19 protein-coding genes are annotated in these 16,469 nt (G+C 73.4%); 3 read left to right on the forward strand and 16 right to left on the reverse strand.

What is annotated here, in order from left to right; genetic code table 11:
* Positions 1–123: 123 nt before the first annotated feature.
* From ACWD4P_RS24015 to ACWD4P_RS24090, 16 genes are all read right to left on the reverse strand, one after another.
* A complete protein-coding gene (locus ACWD4P_RS24015; protein ID WP_359818984.1) occupies positions 124–861 on the reverse strand; it encodes a VIT1/CCC1 transporter family protein in 738 nt (245 codons plus the stop codon).
* Positions 862–1,010: 149 nt separating this feature from the next.
* Positions 1,011–2,039 (reverse strand): prolipoprotein diacylglyceryl transferase, encoded by a 1,029-nt coding sequence (gene lgt / locus ACWD4P_RS24020; protein ID WP_449780996.1) that lies wholly within the window; start codon positions 2,037–2,039, stop codon positions 1,011–1,013.
* 119 nt (positions 2,040–2,158) lie between these two features.
* Complete coding sequence (locus ACWD4P_RS24025) at positions 2,159–3,022, reverse strand: DsbA family protein (RefSeq protein ID WP_359818979.1); 864 nt, start codon at positions 3,020–3,022, stop codon at positions 2,159–2,161.
* A 157-nt stretch (positions 3,023–3,179) separates the two neighbouring features.
* Entirely contained in the window at positions 3,180–3,689 is a 510-nt protein-coding gene (locus ACWD4P_RS24030) for a MauE/DoxX family redox-associated membrane protein (RefSeq protein WP_449780997.1), read from the reverse strand.
* A gap of 128 nt (positions 3,690–3,817) precedes the next feature.
* Entirely contained in the window at positions 3,818–4,021 is a 204-nt protein-coding gene (locus tag ACWD4P_RS24035) for a hypothetical protein (protein WP_359818974.1), read from the reverse strand.
* Positions 4,022–4,274: 253 nt separating this feature from the next.
* Complete coding sequence (trpA, locus tag ACWD4P_RS24040) at positions 4,275–5,084, reverse strand: tryptophan synthase subunit alpha (protein WP_359818972.1); 810 nt, start codon at positions 5,082–5,084, stop codon at positions 4,275–4,277.
* 2 nt (positions 5,085–5,086) lie between these two features.
* Positions 5,087–6,355, reverse strand: coding sequence for a tryptophan synthase subunit beta (gene trpB / locus ACWD4P_RS24045; protein WP_359818969.1), 1,269 nt, complete (start codon positions 6,353–6,355; stop codon positions 5,087–5,089).
* Positions 6,356–6,426: 71 nt separating this feature from the next.
* Positions 6,427–6,576, reverse strand: a complete 150-nt coding sequence (trpM, locus tag ACWD4P_RS24050) for a tryptophan biosynthesis modulator TrpM (protein ID WP_188296911.1) — start codon at positions 6,574–6,576, stop codon at positions 6,427–6,429.
* Positions 6,577–6,585: 9 nt separating this feature from the next.
* Positions 6,586–7,392 carry an indole-3-glycerol phosphate synthase TrpC gene (gene trpC / locus ACWD4P_RS24055; RefSeq protein WP_359818967.1) on the reverse strand — a complete coding sequence of 269 codons (807 nt, stop codon included), beginning with the start codon at positions 7,390–7,392 and terminating at the stop codon, positions 6,586–6,588.
* 240 nt (positions 7,393–7,632) lie between these two features.
* Positions 7,633–8,082, reverse strand: a complete 450-nt coding sequence (locus tag ACWD4P_RS24060; RefSeq protein WP_449780998.1) for a DUF2752 domain-containing protein — start codon at positions 8,080–8,082, stop codon at positions 7,633–7,635.
* A gap of 102 nt (positions 8,083–8,184) precedes the next feature.
* Positions 8,185–8,448 (reverse strand): HGxxPAAW family protein, encoded by a 264-nt coding sequence (locus ACWD4P_RS24065; RefSeq protein ID WP_359818961.1) that lies wholly within the window; start codon positions 8,446–8,448, stop codon positions 8,185–8,187.
* A gap of 136 nt (positions 8,449–8,584) precedes the next feature.
* Positions 8,585–9,172: a TIGR02234 family membrane protein gene (locus ACWD4P_RS24070; protein ID WP_449780999.1), complete on the reverse strand. Its 588-nt coding sequence runs from the start codon at positions 9,170–9,172 to the stop codon at positions 8,585–8,587.
* A complete protein-coding gene (locus ACWD4P_RS24075) occupies positions 9,169–9,804 on the reverse strand; it encodes a Uma2 family endonuclease (RefSeq protein WP_449781000.1) in 636 nt (211 codons plus the stop codon). The genes ACWD4P_RS24070 and ACWD4P_RS24075 overlap by 4 nt, the downstream gene beginning before the upstream one ends.
* Before the next feature lie 38 nt (positions 9,805–9,842).
* Entirely contained in the window at positions 9,843–11,366 is a 1,524-nt protein-coding gene (locus ACWD4P_RS24080) for an anthranilate synthase component I (RefSeq protein WP_359830983.1), read from the reverse strand.
* 37 nt (positions 11,367–11,403) lie between these two features.
* Positions 11,404–11,775, reverse strand: a complete 372-nt coding sequence (gene hisI / locus ACWD4P_RS24085) for a phosphoribosyl-AMP cyclohydrolase (RefSeq protein ID WP_359830985.1) — start codon at positions 11,773–11,775, stop codon at positions 11,404–11,406.
* Between the two features lie 164 nt (positions 11,776–11,939).
* Positions 11,940–12,509, reverse strand: coding sequence for a hypothetical protein (locus ACWD4P_RS24090; protein ID WP_449781001.1), 570 nt, complete (start codon positions 12,507–12,509; stop codon positions 11,940–11,942).
* An 800-nt stretch (positions 12,510–13,309) separates the two neighbouring features.
* Between ACWD4P_RS24090 and ACWD4P_RS24095 the strand changes: the two genes are divergently transcribed.
* The 3 genes from ACWD4P_RS24095 (at position 13,310) to ACWD4P_RS24105 (ending at position 16,418) form a co-directional block, all read left to right on the forward strand.
* Positions 13,310–13,954, forward strand: coding sequence for a TIGR03085 family metal-binding protein (locus ACWD4P_RS24095; RefSeq protein ID WP_359828265.1), 645 nt, complete (start codon positions 13,310–13,312; stop codon positions 13,952–13,954).
* A gap of 136 nt (positions 13,955–14,090) precedes the next feature.
* Positions 14,091–15,470 (forward strand): hypothetical protein, encoded by a 1,380-nt coding sequence (locus ACWD4P_RS24100; RefSeq protein ID WP_449781002.1) that lies wholly within the window; start codon positions 14,091–14,093, stop codon positions 15,468–15,470.
* Between the two features lie 168 nt (positions 15,471–15,638).
* Complete coding sequence (locus ACWD4P_RS24105) at positions 15,639–16,418, forward strand: VOC family protein (RefSeq protein WP_449781003.1); 780 nt, start codon at positions 15,639–15,641, stop codon at positions 16,416–16,418.
* The last annotated feature ends 51 nt before the right edge of the window (positions 16,419–16,469 follow it).

Genomic DNA, 16,469 nt, shown 5'->3' on the forward strand with positions numbered 1-16,469 from the left:
GAATCCGCGGCTCGGAGGCCCGAATGATGAGACACTGCCAGGCGCCACCGGGCGTCCATGTGTGAAACGTCACGCACTCGGCAGCATAGTCATGCACTCCCCCGGTCGGCCCGAGGGGGCCGGTCAGCCCAGGTGGCCGCCGATCAGCCACCCGAGCAGGTAGGTCACCCCGGCCGCCGCGCCGCCCAGCACCAGCTGCCGCAGCCCGCTGAACCACCAGCTGCGGGCCGTCACCCGGGCCACCACCGCGCCGCAGAGGAACAGCCCGGCCCCCGCCAGCAGCAGGGCGGGCAGCAGCGCCGTCGCCCCCAGCAGGTACGGCAGCAGGGGCAGCAGCGCACCGAGCGCGAAGCACAGGAACGAGGAGCCGGCCGCCACCAGCGGCGAGGGCAGGTCGGTCGGGTCGACGCCCAGCTCCTCGCGGGCGTGCACCTCCAGGGCCAGCTCCGGGTCCGCGGACAGCTGCCGGGCCACCTCGTGGGCCAGCTCCGGGTCCACCCCGCGCGAGACGTACAGCTGGGCCAGCTCGGCCAGCTCCCCGTGCGGGTTGCGGCTCAGCTCCAGCCGCTCGGCCTCGATCTCGGCCTGCACCAGCTCCCGCTGGGAGGCCACCGAGGTGTACTCCCCCGCCGCCATCGAGCAGGCGCCGGCCGCCAGGCCCGCCAGCCCGGTCAGGATCACCGTCCCGTTGGACGCCGCGCCGCCGACCACGCCGGTCATCAGCGCGAAGTTGGACACCAGTCCGTCCACCGCGCCGAACACGGCCGGACGCAGCCAGCCGCCGTTGACGTCCCGGTGGTGGTCGGCCGCGGGTATCCGGGGCTGCTGCCCGGCGTCGGCCTCCACAGCGATCGCACTCATCGTCTCTTCCCCTCCGTCGTCGTTCGTCAGCCCTGAACGTAGCCCGTCTGACCTGGGCATTTCCAGCAAAGTAAGGCTGTCCGAACACCACTGAGGCCACCCTTCGCAGCACGCGCGAAGGGTGGCCTCAGTCAGGGGAAAGCCCCAGGTCAGATCGGGTTCTTGGCGTCCTTGCCGGCCGTCTCGGCAGCCGCCTCGCCGTCCGCCGGCTCGGCCTGCTTGGTCAGCACGGGTTTGCCCGCGGGCTTCTCCCCGGCCTTCTTACCGCCGTTTTCGGCCTTCCCGGCGCCGTCGGCCTCGCCGGCCCCGCCGCTCGGCTCGCCGGACTCCGCGTCCTGCGCCGGGTGCGCGGCCGGGTCGATGCTCGCCGGGTCCTCCCGCCCGGGCAGCTTCTTCCCGACGAGCACGAAGTACGCCACCGCGCCCAGGAACACCGCGATGGACACCCAGTCGTTCAGCCGCAGGCCGAAGTAGACGTGCGCGTCGTCGATCCGCAGCCACTCGATCCAGAACCGGCCCACCGTGTACGCGGCCACGTACAGCGCGAACACCCGGCCGTGGCCCAGTGTGAACCGGCGATCCGCCCAGATCACCAGCAGCGCGACACCCACGCACCAGAGCGACTCGTACAGGAAGGTCGGGTGGTAGACGCCCTTCACGACCTCGCCGTTGGCCAGCGTCTTGTCGATCTCCAGGCCCCAGGGCAGGGTCGTCGAGCGGCCGTACAGCTCCTGGTTGAAGTAGTTGCCCCAGCGGCCCAGCGCCTGCGCGAGCGCGATGCCCGGCGCGATGGCGTCGGCGTACGCGGGCAGCGGCACGCCCCGGCGGCGGGCGCCGATCCAGGCGCCGACCGCGCCCAGCGCGACCGCGCCCCAGATGCCGAGGCCGCCCTCCCAGATCTTGAGGGCGTCCCAGGGGTTCTTCCCCTCGGCGAAGTACAGTCGGCCACCGTCGGTGATCACGTGGTACAGGCGTCCGCCGACCAGGCCGAACGGCACGGCCCACACCGCGATGTCGCCGACGGTGTGCTTGGCACCGCCCCGGGCGACCCAGCGCTTGCTGCCGAGCCAGACGGCCACGACGACACCGAGGATGATGCAGAAGGCGTAGGCGCGCAGCGGGATCGGTCCGAGGTACAGGACGCCCCGCGACGGGCTGGGAATGTAGGCGATATCCATGGCAGTTCCGACGCTACAGGGTCCGGCGGCCCGCTCGGACACGCTTGATGTCACAGAAACCGAACAACGGGCGGCGCCGCCCCCTCCGGACGGGGAGGGGGCGGCACGGCGGGACGGGCTCAGCCGGCCGCCGGCGACGGGTTGTTGGCCTCCGAAGCGGTGCTGGTCGGCGCCGGGGTCTGCCCGTGCGAGCCGGCCGTGCCCAGCTGCTTGCCCTCGTTCGCGGCGTCCACCCACTTCACCAGGTTGGCCGGGGTGATCTCGTCGCTGCCGTTCTTCGGGTAGATCGGCTGGCCGTTGAGCAGCACCGTCGGGGTGGACTTGAAGCTGGACTTGTCGAAGTCCTGCTGCACCGCGGACACCCACCCGCCGAACTTGTTGTCCTTGACGCAGGACTGGAACGCGGGCGTGTCCAGGCCGTTGACCTGCTTGGCCAGGCCGAGCAGCACGTTCTTGTCGCCGAAGGCGTCGTTGGTCTCGTCCGGCTGGTTGCGGTACAGCACGTCGTGGAAGTCCCGGAAGTGCCCGGCGTCCTGGGCGCAGCCCAGCGCGTTGGCGCCGCTCCTGGAGCCCTTGCCGGGGACGGCCCGGTCGATGAACGACACGATGTGGTAGTTCGTGTAGATCTTGCCGGCGTCCTCCAGCTGGTCGATCGTCGCCGAGAACTCGCGCTCGAAGGTGCCGCAGGCGGGGCAGCGCGGGTCCTCGTAGACGGTGAGGACGGAGGGCGCGTTCCCGGCGCCGACGGGGATGACCAGGTTCTTGTCCCCGATCGTTCCGGCCGGGGCGGCGGTGGGTGTCTCCGGCTTGGAGCGCTGGTTCTGCACCACGACGCCGACGATCACCGCGGCGGCGATCACCGCGAGCACGGAACCGCCCACGATCAGCTTCTTCTTGCGCTTGGCGGAGGCCTCGTCGGCCGCCCGCTGCTCCAGCATCCGCTCGCGGGCGGTGCGCTTGCCTTCTCGGTTCTTGTCGCTCATTGCCTTGACATCCACGGTCGGGGGGCCTTCGTCGGGTGCAGGAATGTGGGGGGGGTGCGGGGGTGCGGGGGTGCGGGGGTGCGGGGGTGCGGGGGTGCGGGGGTGCAGGACTGCGGGGGTCCGGGTGCGGGACTGCGGGGGTGCGGGGGTACGGAGGTCAGCTCGCCAGCCAGCCGTCCACCGACAGCCGGGTGCGGGGCCGCCACAGCAGGAAGCCGGCCAGCAGCAGGAACCCGGTGTCGCGCAGGATCTCCTGGAGGTACTCCGTCTGCGAGGCGTCGACGTGACCGCCGCCGCCGAAGCACCCGCAGTCGATCGAGATGCCGCGCGCCCAGGCGGAGGCGATCCCGGCGATGAAGACGAGCAGCAGCAGCGCGGAGACCCCGGCCACCAGCCGGACGCCGAGGCCCACCACCAGCAGCAGGGCCAGCGCCAGCTCCAGGAACGGCAGGCCGTAGCCGATCGGCTTGACCAGGCCCTCCGGCAGGATCTCGTAGGCCCGGACGGCCTGCGCGGCCTCCGCCGGGTCGGAGACCTTCGCCAGCCCGGCCCACCCCCAGACCACCGCGAGGCCGAGCCGGACGACCGTGCCGAGCCACTCACTCCGGGCCGACACCGGACGCCCCGCCGGCGGCGCGGGCGCGGAGCCACCGGGCTGCGCGGTCATCAGGGGGCCCTCCTCGGGAAACTCGTTCACTCCCTGATGAACCGCCAGGGCCGAGGAGTGGTTCCTCCGGATTCAGGAATTAAGCCGGATGAGTGACGTTCTGTCCGAATGGGCCGAACATTCGTTCATCAGTGGCACCCCGCCGGCCACCCCGCCTCGAACAGGTCGGGGTGCCGGGCCGCCTCCGCGCACGCCACCGCCTCCCGCTCGGCCCGCTCGGCCCCCCGCTTGGCCAGCGCCTGCCCCACCTCGACGTGCACTCCGACCGCACAACCGAGCACCAGGACGGCCGCCACCGCCCGGAGCAGGACGGCCCGCTGGAGACCCCGCACCGGCTCACCCCTTCCGCTCGCCCCGCAACCGTTCGTGCACTCCTCCCCTCCACTCAACGTCCGTCAACCCCGGCTGTTGCGTGTCCCCACCCCTTGTTCACTCGTTCGGGTCCGCGTCCCCGGTCGGAGCGCACGACGAAGCCGCGCGCCCGCACCCGCGCCCACCGGGAGACCGGCGACGCCCCCGGGAAGCCCGACGGCCCCCCGCTCCGCGAGGAGTGGGGGGCCGCCGGTCCGGCGTTCCTGCCGCGCGTCAGCGCCTGCGCACGCCCGCGGCCAGCTCCCCGGCCAGGGCCCGCACGGCGTCCAGCGCCGCCGCCTCGTCCTGGCCCGCCGCCAGGATCCGCTTCACGAACGCCGATCCGACGATGACCCCGTCCGCGAACCGGGCGACCTCCGCCGCCTGCACCGCGTCCGAGACCCCGAGCCCGACGCAGACCGGGAGGTCCGTGGTCGCCCTGGTCCGGGCGACCAGGTCCTCGGCCATCGACCCGACGGCCGACCGCGTCCCGGTCACGCCCATCACCGCGGCCGCGTACACGAAGCCGCTGCCCGCCGCGGTGACCTCCGCCAGCCGCGCGTCCTTGCTGCTGGGGGCGACCACGAACACGGTGTCCAGCCCGTGCTCGTCCGCCGCCTTGCGCCACTCCTCGGACTCCTCCACCGGGAGGTCCGGCAGGATGCAGCCGGCCCCGCCGGCGGCCGCGAGGTCCGCGGCGAACCGCGCCACGCCGTAGCGGTCCACCGGGTTCCAGTACGTCATCACGAGCACCGCGGCCGAGGGGTGCGCCGAGGCGACCTCCTGGACGGTCCGCAGCACGTCCTTGATCCGCACACCGCCCCGCAGCGCGATGTCGTCGGCGGTCTGGATGACCGCGCCGTCCAGCACCGGGTCGGAGTGCGGCAGCCCGACCTCGACCACGTCGCAGCCGCCCTCGATCAGCGCCTTGACCGCGCCGATGCCGCCGTCCACGGTCGGGAACCCGGCGGGCAGGTACCCGATCAGCGCGGCCCGGTCCTCCGCCTTGGCGGCCGCCAGAACACTGCTCAGCTTGGAAGCCATGATCACTTACCCCCCTCGGCGGAGCCGGCCGCCCCGGCGGACCCGGCACCCGGCTCGTCGTACAGGCCGAAGTACTCGGCCGCGGTGTGCATGTCCTTGTCCCCGCGTCCCGACAGCGAGACCAGGATCGTCGCCTCCGGCCCGAGCTCGCGCCCCAGCTCCAGCGCCCCGGCGAGCGCGTGGGCGCTCTCGATGGCCGGGATGATCCCCTCGGTGCGGGACAGCAGCCGCAGCGCCTGCATCGCGGCGTCGTCGGTGACCGGCCGGTACTCCGCCCGCCCGGTGTCCTTCAGCCAGGCGTGCTCCGGCCCGACCCCCGGGTAGTCCAGACCCGCCGAGATCGAGTGCGACTCGATGGTCTGCCCGTCCTCGTCCTGGAGGACGTACGTCCGGGAGCCGTGCAGCACGCCCGGGTCCCCCTTGGTGAGGGTGGCCGCGTGCCGGGGCGTCTCGGCCCCCTCGCCCGCCGCCTCGCAGCCGACCAGGCGCACCCCGGCGTCCGGGATGAACTCGTGGAAGATGCCCATCGCGTTGGAGCCGCCGCCGACGCAGGCCACGACCGCGTCGGGCAGCCTGCCGGTCCGCTCGAGCACCTGCTCGCGCGCCTCGACACCGATGATCCGGTGGAAGTCCCGGACCATCATCGGGAACGGGTGCGGCCCGGCGACGGTGCCGAACAGGTAGTGGGTGGAGTCGACGTTGGCGACCCAGTCCCGGAACGCCTCGTTGATGGCGTCCTTGAGCGTCCGGCTGCCGGACTTGACGGCCACCACCTCGGCGCCGAGCATCCGCATCCGGGCGACGTTGAGCGCCTGGCGCTGGGTGTCGACCTCGCCCATGTAGATGGTGCAGTCGAAGCCGAACAGCGCGCAGGCGGTCGCGGTGGCCACGCCGTGCTGGCCGGCACCGGTCTCGGCGATGATCCGGGTCTTGCCCATCCGCTTGGTGAGCAGCGCCTGGCCCAGCACGTTGTTGATCTTGTGCGAGCCGGTGTGGTTGAGGTCCTCGCGCTTGAGCAGGATGCGCGCGCCGCCCGCCTCGGCGGAGAAGCGGTGGACGTCGGTCAGCGGGCTCGGGCGCCCGGTGTAGTCCTTGAGCAGCGCGTCGAGCTCGGCGGCGAAGGCCGGGTCGGTCTTGGCCTTCTCGTACTCCTCGGCGACCTGCTCGACCGCGGCGACCAGCGCCTCGGGGATGAAGCGGCCGCCGTACGCGCCGAAGTAGCCGCGGGCGTCCGGCACCTGGGCACCGGGCAGGTAGTCCTTCTCGGACATGGTGGATTCCCTTGAACGGAGAGGAACGACGATGACGTCTTCCCGGCCGGGCTCCGACTGGTCGGTCGGAGTCAGCCGGACGTCACGCGCCATCGCCGTCCCGGCACCTGCCCGGGCTCGCACCCGATGACGTAGCGCACCCGACGCCCCAGCACCCGGCGTGCGGGTGCGCGGCAGCCGCGCGGGCGGCAGCCGGGGGCGAGTCGGGCGGCGATCTTCATCGGGTGGTGTCAGTCCTTGTGCCGGACGGCGGGGTGGGCCCCGGCGGCGACCAGGTCGGCGACCGCGGCGCGCGGGTCCTTGCCGGTCACCAGGGTCTCGCCGACCAGCACCGCGTCGGCGCCCAGGTTGGCGTAGTTGATCACGTCCAGCGGGCCGCGCACACCCGACTCGGCGATCTTGACGATGCCGTCCGGGATGGCGTGGGCCACGTTCTCGAAGGTGTTGCGGTCCACTTCGAGGGTCTTGAGGTTACGGGCGTTGACGCCGATGATCCGGGCGCCGGCGTCCACCGCGCGCTTGATCTCCTCCTCGTCGTGCACCTCGACCAGCGGGGTGAGGCCGATCGACTCGGCGCGCTCGATCAGCGACACCAGGGCCGACTGGTCGAGGGCCGCGACGATCAGCAGCGCGAGGTCGGCGCCGTGCGCACGGGCCTCCCACAGCTGGTACGCGGTGACGATGAAGTCCTTGCGCAGCAGCGGGGTGTCCACCGCGGCGCGGACGGCGTCCAGGTCGGCCAGCGACCCGCCGAAGCGGCGCTGCTCGGTCAGCACGCTGATCGCGGCGGCGCCACCCGCCGCGTAGTCGACCGCCAGGGCGGCCGGGTCGGCGATCGAGGCCAGGGCGCCCTTCGACGGGCTGGAGCGCTTCACCTCGCAGATCACCCGGACCCCGTCGCCCTTGAGGGCGGCGACGCCGTCCTTGGCCTCCGGTGCCCTGGCGGCGAGCTCCTTGAGCTCGTCCAGGGAGACCCGGGCCTGCCGCTCGGCGAGGTCCTCGCGGACCCCTTCGATGATCGAGTCGAGCACACTCACTCAGGAGCCCCCATCTTTTCTGCCAGTTGGCCGGCGTGAGCCGGCGGGCGACAGCCCACCGGCTCTTCGATGGTATCGGCACCCGGGGGCGGGGGGCGCATCGGTTCGAACCGCGTCTCGCGGACCGGACTCCCGCTCCGACGGCTCCCAGCTGCGGCTTCTCCGGGCCGCACCGGTTTTCGGACGTCCCGCGCACCGGTTTCGGACGGTCTTCGGGCCGACCGCGGACACGTGGCCGGATCAGACCAGCGGCGGTGCCAGCCCCGCGCCGACCGGCGAGTTCCGCACCACGGTGAACACCAGCACCAGCAGGGCGATCAGCGCCCAGCGCCGGGCCCCGACGGTGATCCTGGGCGGCGGCCCACCGGTCAGCGCGGCCCAGCTCCAGCGCAGCCAGAGCACCCCCAGCACGCCGAACAGCAGCACGGCGACGGCGTTGTCGTGCAGGGCGCCGGTGAGGTCCCCGTGGGCCAGCGCGTGGACGCAGCGCAACCCCCCGCAGCCCGGGCACCACCAGCCGGTGGCGGTCAGGAACGGGCACTCGGGGTAGTGCCCGGGGGCGTTCGGATCCACCACGGCGACGTACGCGGTGGGGACGGCCACCGCCGCCAGCGCGGCCAGCGGCGGGCCCAGCCGGCGCAGCACGGGCGGCGGGGCGGAGGTGGCGGAAGCGGTCGGCGCGGCGTTCACGCCCCGATTCTGCCCGGGTCGGGCCCGGACACGACGGAACGGCGGGCGCGGCGCGCCCGCCGTTCCGATGTACGACAAACGTGTGGTGCGACGAGCGAATCGTCAGGCGGTGACGGCGGCGCGGGCCTCGCGGGCCGCGATCTGCTCCTCGCGCGTCTTGTAGACGTTGGTGCTCGCCTGCTTGCCCATGCCCGCGGCGGACATGATCATGCCGACCACGCCGCCCGCCACGATGATCGCCGCACCGACGATGGTGAGCAGCACCGACGGAAGGATCATCGCGACGCCCGCGACGCCGAAGCCGACGAAGGAGATGATGACGCCGGTCCAGGCGGCGGGGGTGTGGCCGTGTGCTGCTGCTGCCATCTGAGTGGTGCTCCTTGGCTCTCGGGGCCCGGCCGGGCCTGCGGGGCCGCCGGCGGGTTGACGGGTTCCATTGTGCCGGGCCACACACCGGCGGCCCAAAGCGGGTGGTGGGTCTATCGCGTCACATGCGCGCCGCTCACACCGCGGTCGGGTCCTCGCCGCGGTCCAGCGCCTTCCACAGGTCACCCGGCGTCTCCGTCTTCGCCGGAGTCCGGCGGGTCGGCGCCTCGTAGCGGCTGCCCATGGCCGGCCAGCTCCGGCCGTAGCGCAGGGTGAGCAGTCCGGCCAGCGCCAGCAGGGCCCCGCCGACCAGCGCGACCCAGGGCCAGGCGGTGTGCGAGACCTCGGTCGCCGCCGAACCGGTCAGCGCCAGCTTGCGGGCCGCCTCCGCGTCCAGTGCGGCGGTGTCGCCCGACCCGGCCACCGAGGCGGCGGCCGCGCCGAGCCCGGCCAGCAGGGTCAGCGCGCCGACCGCCAGCCGGCCGACGCCGCGCACCGCGAACACCGCGACCGCCGCGGCGAGGCCCACCAGGGCCAGCCCGCCGGGCAGTTCGGAGATCTTGCCGCCGGTGACGGACACGTCCAGGGTGCCCGCCCGCCCCTCGGCCCAGGTCCGCCCGACCGCGGTCAGCACCAGCACGGCGCTCAGCACGGTCAGCAGCAGCATCACGCCGAGGGTGCGGCGGCCGGAGGTGGCGGGGGCGGGGGTCTGCTCAGCGGTCACCCGTCCACTATCCCCCGGCCGACGCCCGGGTCCGCACCCGGGGTGGGGGCCGGGGCCCCGGGCGGGGCGGGCGGCGCGGTCGCGGACCGGGCGGGGAAGTCGTCCGTCCGCAGCACCACCGTGCGGCCGCCCAGCGGCAGGAACAGGTCGTTGCCGAACGGCACCCGCTCGGCCTCCCGGTACACCCCCTCGGGGGACGGCGCGGTGTGCACCGTGCAGACCGCCGCCGCCGGATCGACCACCACGTACAGCGGCACGCCACCGCGCGCGTACGCCCTCGACGTCTCCCCCAGGCCCGGCCGGGCCACCTCCAGCACCGCCTCCACCCCGGCCGCGCCGAACCGGCCCCGGCCGCCCCGCGCCGCGTCCGGGGCCAGCACGGCCAGGTCCGGGGCGAGCACGGCCGGTTCCGGGGCGTCCCGCCCGTCCTGCTCCTGCCGTTGCTCCCGCCGTCGCGGGGCGGGGCCGCCGGGCGGCGCCGGGAAGTCGATCGCCACCCCGGACAGCACCCGGCCGTGACCGGCGGGCTGCTCGCCGAGCTGCCCGGCGGCGCCGAGCACGACCGCCCAGCGCAGTTCGTCGTACGGCACCTCGGGCATCCCGGCCGCCTCCTCGCGCGCTCCGGCAGTCACGACGCCGGTACGTACGGCCGCTGCGACCACCGCGGGCGCTACGACAGTTCCGGCGTCCGCAGCGTATTGGCGGTGGCGACGGCCCGCAGCACGGCGGCCGCCTTGTTGCGGCACTCGGTGTCCTCGCCGTGCGGGTCCGAGTCGGCGACCACGCCCGCGCCGGCCTGCACGTACGCGGTGCCGTCGCGCAGCACCGCGGTACGGATCGCGATCGCGGTGTCCGAGTCCCCGGCGAAGTCCAGATAGCCGACGCAACCCCCGTACAGACCGCGGCGGGTCGGCTCCAGCTCCTCGATGATCCGCATCGCCCGCGGCTTGGGCGCGCCCGACAGGGTGCCGGCCGGGAAGCAGGCCGTCAGCACGTCGAAGGCGGTGCGGCCCGGGGCGACCGTGCCGGTCACCGTCGACACGATGTGCATCACGTGGCTGTACCGCTCGATCTGCATGAAGTCGACCACCTCGACGCTGCCCGGCTCGCAGACCCGGCCCAGGTCGTTGCGGCCGAGGTCCACCAGCATCAGGTGCTCGGCCCGCTCCTTGGGGTCGGCGAGCAGCTCCGCGGCCAGCTCCGCGTCCTCGTGCGGGGTGGCGCCGCGGTGCCGGGTGCCGGCGATCGGATGCAGCATCGCCTCGCCGTCGGTGACCTTGACCAGCGCCTCCGGGCTGGAACCGACCACGTCGAAGCCGCCCTCGGCCCCGCCGTCCGGCCCGGGGAAGCGGAACAGGTACATGTACGGGCTGGGGTTGGTGGTGCGCAGCACCCGGTAGACGTCCAGCGCGGAGGCCGGGCAGGGCGCCTCGAAGCGCTGCGAGGGCACCACCTGGAAGGCCTCGCCGGCCCGGATCCGCTCCTTGATCACCTCGACCGCGGCCCGGTACGGCTCGCCGCCGAACGGCGAGCGCACCTCGCCCGGGCCGGCCGGGGTGAAGGTCGCCAGGCCCGGGTCGACCGGCTTGAACAGCTCGGCCTCCATCGCGTCCAGCCGCGCCACCGCGTCCGCCCAGGCCTCGTCGACACCGCTGGCCAGGTCGTTGTGGTTGACGGCGTTGGCGATCAGCAGCACCGTGCCGTCGGCGTGGTCCAGCACCGCGAGGTCCGTGGCGAACAGCATCGTCAGCTCGGGCAGGCCCAGGTCGTCCGGGTTCAGGTCGGGCAGCTTCTCCAGCCGGCGGACGATGTCGTAGCCGAGGTAGCCGACCAGGCCGCCGGTGAGCGGAGGCAGGCCGTCGTCCTCCAGCCGCGGGGTGTGCAGCGCCTGCAGCGTGGCGCGCAGCACCTCCAGCGGGTCGCCCTCCGTGGGGATGCCCACCGGCGGGGTGCCGAGCCAGCGGGCGCCGCCGTCCGGGCCGACGGTCAGCGAAGCGGCGCTGCGCACCCCGACGAAGGAGTAGCGCGACCAGCTGCGGCCCTGCTCGGCGGACTCCAGCAGGAAGGTGCCGGGCCGCTCCTCCGCGAGGCTGCGGTAGAGGCCGATCGGGGTGAGGCCGTCCGCGAGGAGCCTGCGGGTGACCGGAATGACCCGGGTGTCGACGGCGAGCTTGCGGAAGGCTTCGAGATCCATGACGGGCGGCACCTTCTGGAGTTGTGGACGGGAGGGGTCAGGACAGCGGGAGCACGTCGGCGTCGAAGCAGGTGCGGTCGCCGGTGTGGCAGGCCGCGCCGCTCTGGTCGACCCTGACCAGCAGGGTGTCGCCGTCGCAGTCCAGGGCCACCGACTTGACCGCCTGGACGTGACCCGAGGTGTCGCCCTTCACCCAGTACTCACGGCGGCTGCGGCTCCAGTAGGTGCAGCGGCCCGTGGTGAGGGTGCGGTGCAACGCCTCGTCGTCCATCCAGCCGAGCATCAGCACCTCGCCGGTGTCGTACTGCTGGGCGATGGCCGGGACCAGCCCGTCCTCGGTGCGCTTGAGCCGGGCGGCGATCTCGGGGGCGAGGGCGGTGCTGCCGGGAGCGGCGGGTGTGGTGGACATGCGCCCATTGTGTCAGCCCACCCCGCCACCCCGGCAGCACCCGCCCCACCACCCCCACCCGGCCCGGCACTCCCCACGTGCGGGCCCCGGCCGGGAACCCGAAGTCCGGCGCCGCCCCTCCGCGGGCCGGGGGCGGCGTCGGAGAGCTCCGACGACGAGACCCGCTACGGGCGCAGCTGCGCGGTGAGTTTGGGGCCGCCCTGCTTGTTGCTGGCGGCGAGGGTGCAGGTGTAGTCGCGCCAGCCCTGCTGGTAGTTGGCCATGGCGGGGCCGAACTGGCGGCCGTAGTAGGTCTTCCCGTCGCCCTGGCGGGCCTTGGCGGCGGCCTCGGCCTCCTTGCAGCCGTTCAGCATGGCGAGGGCGACCTGCATCTCGCCGGTCAGGCCGTCCGCGAGCTTGAGGTCGGCGATCACCTCGCCGTCGTGGTCGCCGGTGCAGGGCCGCTCCTCGGGCTTGGTGATCACCGGGCTCAGCTGCGGGTGGTCGAAGCAGGCGCCGACCGGGAAAAAGGCGTACGGCGGCTGCGGCGTGGGCGTAGGGGTGGGTGTCGGCGTCGGGGTGGCCGTGGGAGTGGGCGGGGGCGGAGGCGGCGCCGCGGCCGGCTTCTTGTCGTCCGGCCAGAGCACCGCGGTGGCCACCACCGCGAGCAGGACGACCAGCACGGCGGCGACGGTGAGGACCAGGCCGCGGGACGGGCGGGAGCCGGCTGCGGGCGGCGGCTGCTCGGAGGTCATGGCCAAGAGGATGGCCCACCAGCCCCCTCCCCGACAGCCACTTGCCCGAACTCGCCCCGCACGGGCCGCCACCCGCACCTGCGGCATCGCCGCGGGGCACGGCCCCGGCAGACCAGAAGCTCTTCAGATGGGCGGGATTTCGGTGTGGGCTCTCGGCAGGCGGAGAGCCCACACCGCGGTCAGTCCCGCCATGAATCAAGCATGAATCAAGGGAGACGCTCGGGCCGTCGCCGAGGTAGCCGATAGAGGTCTCGTTCATCGACGACCTGGAGGGGTTCGGCGCCGATGCCCTCCCCGAGTGCAGCGACGACAACCCGTGCCGACAGGACACCTCCCCGAAGGCCGACGGCCCTGCCGCTTCGCGCAGGCCCAGGCCCGGATGTGGGCCGACATCGCCGGAGCGGATCCGGACCCGTGGACTGCCGGGCTGAACCAGGCAGCCCAGCGGCGGGCGTCCTTCCGGCGGCGTTGAATCCGCCGCCTGGCACGGAGGTCCGGGGCGCCACCGCCCACGAACCGGCGACGCCGGGCCATCGGTCGAGGCCCGCACGGGAGGAAACGGCCGAGCAGGGCGGGCCCCGGGCCCGGCTGAGCGCCTAGGGCGTGTCTGACAATTGGCGTCGGATCAGCGTGCGGCGTTGGGGTGCGTGCATCGTAAGGCGGAGGAGGGAGCCACTGCGGTGGGGGCACCTCCCGGCCGGAGGCTGGGGGCCATTGGCGACCGACGACAACGCGGCGAGGTGCGTGCCCCGGCGTCGCACGCCCGGCGGGAATTGTCAGACACGCCCTAGGCTGACGGCATGTCGAACCACGCGCTCGCCGAACGTCACCGGCTCGCCCAGCTCCTCGCCGCCGCCGGGCCGGACGCCCCCACGCTCTGCGCCGGGTGGACCACCCGGGACCTCGCCGCCCATCTGGTGATCCGTGAGCGCCGGCCCGACGCCGCGGCCGGCATCCGGGTCGGCGCGCTGGCCGGGTGGACGCAGCGGGTGCAGGACGGCTACGCGGAGCGGCCGTACGAGGAGTTGGTGCGGCTGTTCCGCGGCGGCCCGCCGGTGTACTCCCCGTTCGCCCTGCCGGGGGCCGACGAGGCGGCGAACACCGTCGAGTACTACGTGCACGCCGAGGACGTCCTGCGCGCGGCCGGGGACTGGACGCCGCAGCCGGTCCCGCCGGGCCGCGCCGAGGCCCTCTGGCGCCGTCTGCCCCTCATCGCCCGCATGGAGGCCGGCCGCCGCTCCCCCGTGCGGCTGGCCCTCACCCACCCGGACGGCCGTTCCCTCACCGTCGGCCCCGCCGGCTCCCCCACCGTCCGCCTCACCGGCGAGCCCGCCGAGCTGGTCCTGTTCGTCTACGGCCGGGGGGAGCGGACGGCCCTCACCGTCGACGGCGACCCGGACGCCGTGGAGGCCCTGCGGCACGTCCTGCCGCTGCCCGCGAAGTAGAGGGCCCCGGGGGGTCGGGACGGGCACCGTGGTGTGCCTGATCGGCCAGGGAGGACTGCCCGTTGGCTGCTGGTGCCACCTACGGCTGACTGCTATCAGGGAGGTGTCAGGTCATTTCCGTACGGGAGGGGGGGCCATGCACGCCCACGGCGAGTCGAAGGATCGGGCAGAGAGCAGAGAGGCCGAGAGCGGCCACTCGTCGGCCGGCAGGTTGGCGGCACGTGGCACGACACCCCTGCCGCCGCTGTCAGCACTACAGCGCAGCGTCGGCAATGCCGCGGTCGGCCGGATGCTCCACGAGGCCCGCGACCACACGGCGGGCGGCGCCGCGGTCCAACGCATGTCCAAGGTGCCCAAGAAGGCCCCCAAGAAGGCGTCGCGCAGGCGTAAGGCGTCCACGAACGCATCGAATGCATCGAGTGCGCCCAAGAAGCCCAGGACGCCATCGGCCGCGGCCCTGAGGAACCAGGCGTTCGCCGAGGCGGTGAAGACCAAGCTCAAAGCGGCGGGATGGGTGGCTGAGGGATCGCACGAGGTGTGGTCGAGAATGACGTTCCACCGGGTATCCGGAGTCGACGCGACCGAGAAGGACTACCAGTCCGGAACCGCGGCGTACAAGGCCAATCCCGCGAACGCCATCGCTCGCGCGCCTTTCGACGACAAGCGCGACAAGCAGGCCATGCGTTGGATATCGACTGCGGTGATGGAGTACCTGAAGCTCCTCGGCAAACCGCCGATCGAGATCCAGGCCGCCGTCCACGACGGCACCCTCTACCTCTCCGCGAACAACAACGCGGCACTGGCCACTCTGGAGTCGCAGGCGGCGGGAAAAACCGGCGAGGTGTTCCTGACCGAGGTGATCGGAAAGGTCCGCGAGATCCCCGGATTCGGGGGCAGGGGTGACGACGACAGGCTCGCCCGGCACACCAGGAAGGCGCACACCCGGCTGACCGGTGCCGCCGGAACCGAGGCCGGACCCGAGACTGAGGCAGAAGCCGAGACCGCGACCACGAGGGACTACGCGGGGGACTACCGGAACGTCATCAATGCGCTGAAGAACCCGGTGACCGTGGTCACCGCGGGGGAGGACGGCTTCCACGCCGAACGCAGGATCGTCGGCCACCTCACCGCAGCGGCCGAGAAGAGGGCCGAGGAGGAGGCCCAGGCGGCAGGCCTGCCTCACGAGCCTGGGTCCGTCCCGCAGGTCGTCCCGGAGAGCCTGGCGGGAACGAAGCGTCCGTGCGTGTCCTGCTACATCAAGCTGTTCCAGGGGCAGGAAGGTGTCCGCCCTGGTCCGCATTGGATGTCCCGGGCCGCCAATATGGAAATGCCCGGATACGCGCTCCAGGACGCCGCCGGCTTCGCCGATTACCTGGTCGAGCGGATCTCGAACACCTACGCCACGCTGGTGTGGCAGTGCGACGAGAAGGTCCACGACACCAAGGTCACGACCGACTACGGAACGGATTCCGACTCCGACCACGAGGGCTACGATTCCGACATCTCGATGGATTGACGGAGCCGCGCCCGTGATGCCGGTTCCGTCCGGCGGGCCGCCTCCCGGCTGCGGATGCCGGTGCCCGGGTGCAGACTCGCAGGTGGCCGGGGAGCGGGCGGGCGCGCGCCCGACGGAACCGCCCCGGCCCCTCCAGGCCGGCCATGCCCCGTCGAAGGAGCCCTCGCCATGATCACCACCGACTTCCCCCTCGGCTCGCCCTGCTGGATCGACCTGGGCAGCCCGGACATCCCCGCCACTGCCGGGTTCTACCGCCAGGTGTTCGGCTGGACCTTCCTGGAGATCCCCGACGCGATGGGCTACGGCTTCGTCCAGCTGGACGGGAGGACCGTCGGCGCGATCGGCCCGCTCCAGGAGGGTGACCGCTCCTCCTGGACGACGTACTTCCGCACCGCCGACGCGGACGCCGCCGTGAACGCCGTCCAGCAGGCCGGCGGCAAGGTCCTGGTCGGGCCGATGGAGGTGATGCGGGAGGGCCGGCTGGCGCAGTTCTCGGACCCGCAGGGGGCCCGGTTCGCTGTCTGGGAGGCGGGCGACACCAAGGGCCTGGACGCCGTGTCCGAGGAGGCCGCCCTGGTCTGGGCCGAGCTGCACGCCTCCGACCAGGACGGCGCCTTCGCGTTCTACCGGGCGCTGTTCGGCTGGCGGGTGCAGAACTTCGAGCCGTCGCCGGGCATGAGCTACCGGGTGGTCTCCACCGCCGAGGGCGACCAGGAGGCCACCGGCTTCGGCGGCATCGCCCCGACCATGTCCCCGGAACAGCCGTCCGCCTGGACGCCGTACTTCGCGGCCGAGGACGTGGACGCGCGGGTGGCGAAGGCGACGGCGGCGGGCGGCTCGGTGCTGATGCCGGCCTCGGACGTGCGGAACGTCGGCCGGCTCGCCTGGCTGGCGGATCCGAACGGCGCCCCGTTCGCGCTGATCCACGGCGATCCGAACCAGGCCTGACCGGACGCGGCAGGGCCCGCCGTCCGGAGTCGGACGACGGGCCCTCGAACC

Source organism: Kitasatospora sp. NPDC002543, from assembly GCF_053594915.1.